Source organism: Candidatus Palauibacter australiensis (assembly GCA_026705295.1).
In the GTDB taxonomy this organism is placed as follows: domain Bacteria; phylum Gemmatimonadota; class Gemmatimonadetes; order Palauibacterales; family Palauibacteraceae; genus Palauibacter; species Palauibacter australiensis.
Genome location: JAPPBA010000125.1, coordinates 1 through 9,304 on the forward strand (window position 1 = coordinate 1; position 9,304 = coordinate 9,304).

Genomic DNA, 9,304 nt, shown 5'->3' on the forward strand with positions numbered 1-9,304 from the left:
GTTGTCGCGCAGGTAGTCGAACCCGAATTCGTTGTTCGTCCCGTAGGTGATGTCGGCCTGGTAGGCGGCCCGCCGCTCGACGCTTCCCGGCTGCGTATCTTCGAGCACGCCCACCGAGAGGCCGAGGTAGTCGAAGACCGTGCCCATCCACTGGGCGTCGCGCCTGGCGAGATAGTCGTTGACGGTGACGAGGTGGACGCCCCGGCCCGGGAGGGCGTTGAGGTACAGCGGCATCGTGGCCACGAGCGTCTTCCCCTCACCCGTGGCCATTTCGGCGATCTTCCCTTCGTGGAGGACGATCCCTCCGATGAGCTGCACATCGTAGGGGACCATGTCCCACGCCATCTCGTTCCCCGTGACCTCGATCTCCGCCCCGAGGAGTCGCCGGCACGCCTCGCGCACGGTCGCGAAAGCCTCGGGCAGGATCTCATCGAGCACGCCCTGCAGCGCCTCGTTGAGATCGCCCTCCGTCGCCGCGATCCGTTCGGTGAGGTCGGCGCGGCGTGCGGGATTCTCAGTGAAGCGACGCTTCTCCCGCAGCGCCTCGACCGCCTGCTCGAACTCGGCGGTCCGCTCCTCGATGATCGCCCGGAACCTCCCCGTCTGCGCCTTGAGGGCTTCTTCCGGGAAATCCGCGAGCCGCGACTCGTGTTCCTTGATCTGTGAGATGATCGGCCGCATGCGCTTCATCTCGCGCGTGAAGCGCGTTCCGAAGACCTGCGTTACGACGTTCTTCAACATCCGGGGCTCACTGGGTTACATGATGCGCGCGGCGTCCGGCCCAGGCGCGCTCAACATCGTGTCGGATCGTTTCCGGAACGAGGAGGTGGACCGAATGGCCCTCCTCGAGGCGCTGCCGGATCCGGCTCGCCGAGATATCCACTCGCGTGATGCTGGCCACAACATACTCGATCGGCGTCGATTCCGGGGAGGGTGCGGGCTCCCGGCCGTCCCGCGGCATCACCGCGATGCGCGCGAGTTCCGGGAGCCGGCGCCAGCGTTCCCAGCGGTGGATCGCCGCGAACTGATCCGCTCCCATCGCGAGGACGAGCCGGTCGGAAGGGAAGCGACGCGCGAGGGCCTCCAGCGTGTCCACCGTGTAGGAGGGGCCGGTCCGCTCGATCTCCATCGGGCTGACTTCGATGCCGGGTACGTCCGCGAAGGCCCGGCGCGTGAGGTCGAGGCGAACCTCCGCGGGGAGCGTGACCTCGCGGTGCGGCGGATCGCGCGCCGGAATCACGAGCAGACGGTCCAGTTGCAGTGCCTCGATGAGCTCGCCCGCCACAGAGACGTGGCCCACGTGCGGAGGGTCGAAGCTCCCTCCGAGGATACCCGTCCGGCGGCCGTCGGCCGGGACTTCAGCGGAGGGGTCCGACATCCCCTGCCGAATCCTCCTCCGCCGCCGGATCTTCCTCCGCTACGAGCATCCGGGCTTCCTCCGAGTCGGGAAACTCCGACAGCAGCCGCTCCCGGACGGCGCCGGCCTCGGTCTCGTATCCCACGACATTGTAACTGCGATACAACCGCAACAGCAGATCAGGGAGGAATTCCGCGTTCGGCTCCTCAGCCAGCGACTTCTCGAAGTAGACGATCGCGGATTCCGGCAGCCTCCAGCGGTCCTGATAGTACTTTCCGATCTCGTAGCTCTGCTCGGCCAGCTTGGCCCGCCCTTCCGCCATCAGGCTCTCCGCCTGCTCCCGGAAGGGGGTCGTCGGGAAGAACTGCAGCAACCGCCCGCATTCATCGAGGGCTCGCCGGGTGAACTCCTGGGAGAGGGTGACCCGGGGCGAAGCCGCGAAGTACGCCCGGCACAGCCCCAGCTGCGCGTCGTCCGCGAGCGGGCTGTTGGGCCGGTTCGTGGCCATGCGCCGGAACTCCTCCACGGCGTCGAGTTCGTTACCCGCCCTGAGCTGGCCCTCGGCGGCGAGGTACTGGGCGCTGTCGACGAGCGGATTCAGGGGGTCGCGGACCATGAAGGCGAGAAAGCCATCGGCCGCCCGGTCATACTCCTCGGCGTCGAACCGATCCTGCGCCCACTGGAATAGATCCGGCGGCTCGAGATCGCCCGGCGGCCCGGAACTCGAACAGCCCGCGAGGATGACGACCGCGGCGGCGAGCACCCCGCGGAGCATGTCGCCGGGCGCCGTCCCGGCCGGGAGCCTCATTCGAAGCCGAAGCGGATCTGTCGGATCCGCTCCTCCGCACGCCGGACCAGCGCGTGGGTGCGCGTCGGGTTCAGTTCCAGCACCCGCGCGTAGTTGACGAGAGCTTCCTCGATCTGGCCGAGGGCGAGGTGAAGTTCGCCAATGAGGAAGTGCGCCTCGACCATGTGCGTCCGCGGCTCACCGAGTTCGACCATTTCGGCCAGCTTCTCGAGGGCGGCGGCCGGCCGGCCCTCCCCCCGGTCCTCATCGGCGGACACGTAGAGACAGTTCCCGTAGCGGTAACGGGCGTCCTCCGGATTCGAGCGGCTTTCCTCCATCGCCTCGAGGAAACCCCGATAGAAGGGCAGCGCGCGAGTGCACGCGCCGAGCTGCTCGTATGCGAGACCGACGTCGTACAGGACCTTCGGTTCCGGATCCCCCTCCCCGGCGAGGAGCGCGAGGCGCAGCGAGAGGGCGCGGGCGTAGTCACCCTCCGACGCATGATAGGCGGCCAGCGAGCGCTGGAGGTCGGCGGGAAGATAGCCCAGTCCCCACTCGACGAGGGGCTGTAGCGCGCGGGACATGTTCTCCGCCGCACCCCGCTCCCGCGCGGACCACGCGAGTCCCGCAAGGGAGGCCGCCGCCTGATGCCGCAGCCGGGGGTCGCGCTCGGCAAGCGTCTCGTAGACGGTGAGCGCCTCGTCGACATCGCCGCGCGCGGCGTAGGCATGCCCGAGCCGGAGGAGGAGGTCGTCCGTATCTCCGCTGACGCGCCGGACGAGGAGGTACTCGGCGATTGCCTTGTCCGCATCCCCGACGGCCAGGTAGCGGTCACCACGCACGATGGACCGGTCCACCGGATCCTCGCACGCCGCCAACGCAAGCGCCGCGAGAACCCCGGCGATCCCCTGCACGATCCACTTTCTGACGGTCATCATCGGCGCCCCTGCCGGCCTTCGCCCCCCTGACATCTCAACTCTCCCCGCTTTCGACGCCGCCACGGATGCCGCCCGTTGCCTCGCGCGCGACCCGCGGCCCGCCCCTGCGCGTCCAGCGCCGCACGAGGCCATACAGAAAGATACAGCGCAGCGCGGAAACGCCATCGCGCCACCCGATCTTCTTCCCCTCTGCGTACGTCCGTCCCGCGTACGAGATCCCCACCTCGTACACGCGCCAGCCGCCCATGGCGACCTTCGCCGTGATTTCCGGCTCGACGCCGAAGGCCCGCTCCTCGATCGTGAGCTGCTCGATCACTTCCCTTCGGAAGCACTTATAGCACGTCTCCATATCCGTGAGGTTGAGGTTCGTCACCATGTTCGACAGCCGAGTCAGCCAGCGGTTCCCCACGTAGTGCCAGTAGTAGAGGACGCGGTGCGGCTGGCCGCCCATGAATCGCGACCCGTAGACGACATCCGCCCGGCCGGCGAGGATCGGTTCGAGGAGGCGTGGATACTCGGCGGGGTCGTATTCGAGATCGGCGTCCTGGATGATGATGATATCGCCGCTGACACCCCGGAACCCCGTGGAGAGCGCGGCGCCCTTCCCCCGGTTCCGCTCGTGAACGAAGATCCTGTCGACCAGCCCCTCCGCTTCCAGCCGGCTCAGGATCGACGCAGACGCGTCGGCCGAGCCGTCGTCGACCGCGACGAGTTCCACATCCGGGGCGACCTCCCTCACGCGCCGGACGATGGCCTCGAGCGTCGCTGCCTCGTTGTATACGGGCATGACCACCGAGACCTGGGCTCGCCCCATCTCCTGCCCGTCTCCCCCCCGTACGATCATTCGGGTGCGGCCCCGGGCCGGCCGGGCGGCTGCACGTCCCGAAAATGCTCTACGGTGCGCTTCAGCCCCACTTCGAGCGGGATCCGGGGCGTCCAGTTCAGCCGCGCGGACGCGAGAGAGATGTCCGGAGAGCGCATTCTCGGGTCGTCCGTGGGCAGCGGACGCACCTCGACGGTGGACGCGGACCCCGTGGTCGCGAGCACGAGATCGGACAAAGCACGGATCGTATACTCGCCGGGATTGCCCAGGTTGACCGGCTCGTGGATGTCCGCGTTGAAGAGACGCCAGATCCCCTCCACGAGGTCGGACACGTAACAGAAACTCCTTGACTGGGAGCCGTCTCCGTAGATGGTGAGCGGTTCACCCCGGAGCGCCTGGACGATGAAATTCGAGACCACGCGGCCGTCGTCCGGACGCATGCGCGGGCCGTAGGTATTGAAGATTCGCACGATGCGCGTGTCCACGCCGTGTTCGCGGTGGTAGGCCATCGTGAGGGCCTCGGCGAAGCGCTTCGCCTCGTCGTACACGGAGCGCGGGCCGACCGGGTTCACGTTGCCCCAGTATGTTTCGGGCTGAGGATGGACGAGCGGGTCTCCGTAGACCTCCGAGGTGGACGCGAGCAGCAGCCGGGAGCCGCTCGCTCTGGCCAGACCCAGGGCGTTGCGCGTGCCGAGGGCGCCCGCTTTCAGTGTCTGGATCGGGAAACGAAGATAGTCGACCGGGCTCGCCGGTGAGGCGAAGTGGAAGATCCCCCCGATCTCCCCCTCGACCTCGATGGGCTCCGACACGTCCCGTTCGATAAACGCGAACCTCGGCTCGTGCCGAAGATGGACGAGATTCCGCCGCGTCCCCGTGATCAGGCTGTCGATCCCGACGACCGAGTGCCCCTCGGCGAGAAGGCGGTCGGTGAGGTGCGAACCGAGGAAGCCGGCGGCGCCGGTGACGACCAGCCTCACGTGATCTCCGTCGGACCGATCTGCCTGCGCCCAACCGGGTAGTGCTCGAACCCCCGCGACGCCATGCGGTCCGGGTCGAACACGTTGCGCCCGTCGAACACAATGGGACGGGCCATGCGCTGCGCAAGCTGGGACCAGTCGGGACGGCGGTACTGGAGCCACTCCGTCACGACGACGAGCGCGTCCGCCCGGTCGAGCGCCTCGTACTCGTTCGCCGCGTAGTCGACGGCATCCCCGAGATGGAATTCGCGCGACTGTTCCATGGCGGCGGGGTCGTGCGCCACGACCGACGCCCCCCGTTCACGCAACGCCTCGGCGATCGCCCGAGAGGGCGCCTCGCGCATGTCGTCCGTGCGCGGCTTGAACGCAAGCCCCCAGAGCGCGAAGCGCAGGCCCGTGAGGTCGTCGCCGAACCGTTCCCGGATCTTCCGGACGAGGACGGTGGTCTGGCGATCGTTCGCTTCGGCCACGGAGCGCAGGATACCGAGGTCGACGCCCTGCTCTTTCGCGGAACGGATGATCGCCCGCACATCCTTGGGAAGACAGCTGCCGCCATACCCCGTGCCCGCATAGAGAAAGGCCGATCCGATGCGAGGGTCCGAGCCCACGCCGCGGCGAACACGCTCGATGTCGGCTCCGGTCTGCTCGCAGAGTTCGGCGAACTGGTTCATCATGCTGATCCGGGCGGCGAGCATCGCGTTTGCGGCGTACTTGGTCAGTTCGGCCGAGGCGATGTCCATGAAAATCAGGGGGTTTCCCGAGCGGATGAAGGGCTCGTACAGCTCCTCCAGGCACCGCCGGGCGCGGTCCGAGTCGACGCCGCAGACGACCCGGTCTGGGTAGAGGAAGTCCGCTACGGCGTCCCCTTCCTTGAGGAACTCGGGGTTGGAGCACATGTGGAAGGGCAGATCGGTCCGGCGGGCGATCTCGGCCCGCACGATATCGTTCGTCCCCACGGGTACGGTGCTCTTCATCACGACGACCGCGCCGGGGCACAGGTGGTCTCCGATCGTGCGCGCCGCGTCCAGGACGAAGTCGAGCTCAGCCTGCCCGTCCCGACCCGGCGGCGTACCTACCGCGACGAAGATGACGTCGGCCGTCCGGATGCCCTCGGCCGCGTCCGTCGTGAATCGAAGCCGTCCGGCGGCGAGACCCTCCGATATCAGGCGCTCGATGCCCGGTTCGTAGATCGGGACATCGCCGGAGTTCAGACGCCGGATCTTCTCTTCGTCGACATCGGCGCAGGTGACGCGGTTCCCGGACCCGGCCAGACAGGATCCCGCCACGAGTCCAACGTACCCGGCGCCAATCACGGTAATCTCCATCGAGGTCTCCCTCGCTCCCGGTTCAGCCCTCCGGTGTCGCGGCCCGACCATCAGGCGGCGCCGGTGCCGGCGACCCAGTCCATGGTGGCGTGCGCGCAGGTCCGCAGGTCGCGTTCCGCACACCACCCGGTTGCGGCGCGCAATCGCGCCGGATCGCCGACCAGGGTTTCAGGTTCTCCGCGCCGGACGAGGGCGGGATCGCGCACGATCTCGGGGTCGATCTCCGCCCGCTCGAGAACCCACTCGAGTAGGCGCCGGATCCTCGTCGCGACCCCGGAGCACACGTTGTACGCCATATGGGGCGTCCCGTCGAGGTCGGCGATGTGCGCGAGTGCCCGGACCCCGTCGCGTACGTCCGTGAAGTCGCGCGCCACGTCGAGATTGCCCACGGAGAGCCGCGGCTCCGCCGTCCCCCGCCGAATGGCGAGGGCGCGGCGGCAGAAGCTCGGGAGCGCGAACACGGGACGCTGTCCGGGTCCGAGGAGCGGAAAGAGCCGCGCGACGACCACGGGTACGCCCAGGGCCGCGCCGACGCCGCGGGCGAGAACGTCCTGGGCGGCTTTGGTGGCACCGTACACGCTCAGCGGCCTAAGCGGCGTGCGCTCTTCCACCGGTCCGCCACCGCCGCGGCCGTACGAGTCGGCGGAACCCGCCACGACCACGGTCTGCACGTCCGCCGAGACCCGCGCGACCGCTTCGACGAGGCTCAGCGTGCCCGCTCCGTTCACCGCGAGGGCATCGCGGGACCGCAGGCCGGCCTCGGCTCCCGATGAGAAGCCGGCCAGGTGGAAGATGCGGCGCGGACGGGCGGCGTTCACGACCGAGGCGACGGCGTCGGTGTCTCGCACATCGAGCCGTGTCCATTCGGCCGCGGCGCGAGCGGTGGGGGACAGCGTCCCCTCGGAGGGAGCCTCCCCGAGCATCGTCGCGGCCACCTCGTGTCCGCGGCCCAGCAGATGCTCGACCAGGTGCTGCCCGACGAACCCGTCGCCGCCTGTTACCAGGACCCTCACCGGAGCCGCGCTCGAATCGCCGTGGCATTTCCGGGACGCGACACTAGAGCACACGCGCGAGGCGGCGTGCGGCATAGGTGACGATGAGGTCCGCCCCCGCCCGCCGGATGGCTCGGACCGCTTCCAGGCTGGCCGCTTCCGCGTCGAGCCAGCCGTTGGCTCCCGCGGCTTCGATCATCGCGTATTCCCCGCTCACCTGATACGCGGCGGTGGGCATCCGGAACTCATCCTTCACGCGTCGGAGGACATCGAGATTCGGCAGCGCCGGCTTCACCATGACCAGGTCCGCCCCTTCGGCGATGTCGAACCGGACTTCGCGGATCGCCTCATCCGCGTTCCGTACGTCCATCTGATATCCGCGCCGATCTCCGAAGGCGGGGGCGGAGTCCGCCGCGTCGCGGAACGGGCCGTAGAAGGCGCTCGCATACTTCGCGGCGTAGGACAGGATGGCCACGTCCTCGAGGTGCGCTTCGTCCAGCGAGGCGCGAATCGCTCCGACCCGGCCGTCCATCATGTCCGATGGCGCGACGATGTCCGCCCCCGCGGCCCCGTGACTCACGGCTTGGGCGGCGAGCCGCTCGAGCGTCGGGTCGTTCGCGACGCGGTCGCCGTCGAGGATCCCGCAGTGCCCGTGGTCGGTGTACTCGCACAGGCAGACGTCCGTGATCAGGATCAGGTCGGGAAGCGCGCTGCGGAGCGCCCGCAAGGAGCGCTGGATCACGCCATCCGGCCGGTCCGCGCGCGAGCCCCGCGCATCCTTGCTTTCAGGCAGGCCGAACAGAAGGACGGCCCGGATTCCCTCCTCGAACGCGGCGCCCGCTTCCTCGACGGCCGCCTCGATACTCAGGCGGTCGATGCCGGGCATCGAAGGGATCGGCTGCCGGCCCTCTCCCCGGTCGTCGATGAACATGGGGTAGATGAGATCGGAAGCCTCAAGCCGAGTTTCCCGCACCAGCTCGCGCAGGGAAGCCGTGCGACGCAGGCGGCGTGGTCGGGAGGTGGGGAACGACGCGTCAGGCATTGCCGTGCGTCGCGGCTAAACGGCCGGGGCGGGCGGCAGATGCGACCAGCGCGTCGACGAGCCCGGGCATCGAGTGCGTCGCCGCCACGACATGCACGGGCAGACCGAGCCCGGAGAGCGTCGCTGCGGTCACGGGACTGATGGCGGCCACGAGCGCACCGCCGGTCTGCGCGCCGACGAGCTGCACGAAGGCACGGGCGGCGGATGACGCCGTGAAGGTCAGCCAGTCCCCGCGGCCCAGTTCGATGAACTCCCGGAGCGCGTCTCGGACGTCGCGGTTGACCTCCACCGCGTAGGCCGGGGCGACGTCGACCCGCGCTCCGGCGGCGACCAGCCGTTCCCGCAGCACCGGACGGGCCCGCTCGGCCTGCACGACCAGGATCCGCGCCTCCGCAAGCCTCCCCGGCCCCGTCGCCGCCGCGATCTCGTCCGCGAGCGCTTCGCCGCGATAGACCGTCGGCACGAGGCACTCCGCCACTCCGAGCGCACACAGCGCGTCGGCGGTCGCCGGGCCCACGGCTGCGAGCCGGCCCGTCGCCAGCGCTCCCATCGCATCCGCCTCCGATGCGGCCTCCGCCAGGCGGCGGACGGCGTTCACGCTGGTCGTCACGACCCAGTCGTATTCGGCCAACCGGGCCGCCGCCCGCCCCAGCGCCCCCGGGTCGGATGGGGGGACCAGACGGATGGCGGGCGCCGTCGTCACGGTTGCCCCCGCGCCCTCGAGGAGGGCGCGGAAGTCATCGGCCTGACCGGCCGGCCGCGTGACCAGTACGTGCTGGCCCGCGAGCGGAACGGAGGTCACCGAGCCGCCGATGCGAGACGACCGGCAGCGGGAACCCCCGCGGCCGGTCGCCGATCAGCAGTCCGAGGCAAAAGCCCTACTGCGGTCAAACCGTCGCCGAGACGCGTCGTCAGGACGCCTTGACGACTTTTCCCGCCTTGATGCATCGCGTGCAGACGCGTACACGGCGACGAACCGAACCCTCCAGGATCTTCACCCTCTGAAGGTTCGGCATGAAGCGCCGCTTGCGCTTGTTGTTCGCGTTGCTGACGTGGTTCCCGA

Annotated in this window: 11 protein-coding genes; all 11 read right to left on the reverse strand. The window is 69.2% G+C overall.

All coding sequences use genetic code 11. The features are described from left to right. A partial coding sequence (gene secA, locus OXN85_09730) for a preprotein translocase subunit SecA (protein ID MCY3600234.1) occupies window positions 1–741 on the reverse strand: 741 nt, incomplete at its 3' end. Between the two features lie 7 nt (window positions 742–748). After that, the gene (nadD, locus tag OXN85_09735) at window positions 749–1,378 is read right to left on the reverse strand and encodes a nicotinate (nicotinamide) nucleotide adenylyltransferase (GenBank protein ID MCY3600235.1); all 630 of its coding nucleotides are present in this window, start codon (window positions 1,376–1,378) and stop codon (window positions 749–751) included. Further along, window positions 1,359–2,165 (reverse strand): outer membrane protein assembly factor BamD, encoded by an 807-nt coding sequence (gene bamD, locus OXN85_09740; GenBank protein MCY3600236.1) that lies wholly within the window; start codon window positions 2,163–2,165, stop codon window positions 1,359–1,361. Before bamD ends, nadD begins: the two co-directional genes overlap by 20 nt. Further along, window positions 2,162–3,082 carry a tetratricopeptide repeat protein gene (locus OXN85_09745; GenBank protein ID MCY3600237.1) on the reverse strand — a complete coding sequence of 307 codons (921 nt, stop codon included), beginning with the start codon at window positions 3,080–3,082 and terminating at the stop codon, window positions 2,162–2,164. Before OXN85_09745 ends, bamD begins: the two co-directional genes overlap by 4 nt. A gap of 34 nt (window positions 3,083–3,116) precedes the next feature. Continuing rightward, complete coding sequence (locus tag OXN85_09750) at window positions 3,117–3,926, reverse strand: glycosyltransferase family 2 protein (GenBank protein MCY3600238.1); 810 nt, start codon at window positions 3,924–3,926, stop codon at window positions 3,117–3,119. Continuing rightward, window positions 3,923–4,882: an SDR family oxidoreductase gene (locus tag OXN85_09755; GenBank protein ID MCY3600239.1), complete on the reverse strand. Its 960-nt coding sequence runs from the start codon at window positions 4,880–4,882 to the stop codon at window positions 3,923–3,925. The genes OXN85_09750 and OXN85_09755 overlap by 4 nt, the downstream gene beginning before the upstream one ends. Beyond that, window positions 4,879–6,207, reverse strand: a complete 1,329-nt coding sequence (locus OXN85_09760) for a UDP-glucose/GDP-mannose dehydrogenase family protein (GenBank protein ID MCY3600240.1) — start codon at window positions 6,205–6,207, stop codon at window positions 4,879–4,881. The genes OXN85_09755 and OXN85_09760 overlap by 4 nt, the downstream gene beginning before the upstream one ends. Before the next feature lie 50 nt (window positions 6,208–6,257). Further along, window positions 6,258–7,220: a GDP-mannose 4,6-dehydratase gene (locus tag OXN85_09765; GenBank protein MCY3600241.1), complete on the reverse strand. Its 963-nt coding sequence runs from the start codon at window positions 7,218–7,220 to the stop codon at window positions 6,258–6,260. Window positions 7,221–7,263: 43 nt separating this feature from the next. Further along, on the reverse strand, window positions 7,264–8,241 hold the full coding sequence (hemB, locus tag OXN85_09770; protein ID MCY3600242.1) for a porphobilinogen synthase: 978 nt from the start codon (window positions 8,239–8,241) through the stop codon (window positions 7,264–7,266). Then, the gene (locus OXN85_09775; GenBank protein MCY3600243.1) at window positions 8,234–9,043 is read right to left on the reverse strand and encodes a uroporphyrinogen-III synthase; all 810 of its coding nucleotides are present in this window, start codon (window positions 9,041–9,043) and stop codon (window positions 8,234–8,236) included. Before OXN85_09775 ends, hemB begins: the two co-directional genes overlap by 8 nt. A gap of 109 nt (window positions 9,044–9,152) precedes the next feature. Then, a partial coding sequence (locus tag OXN85_09780) for a 50S ribosomal protein L28 (GenBank protein ID MCY3600244.1) occupies window positions 9,153–9,304 on the reverse strand: 152 nt, incomplete at its 5' end.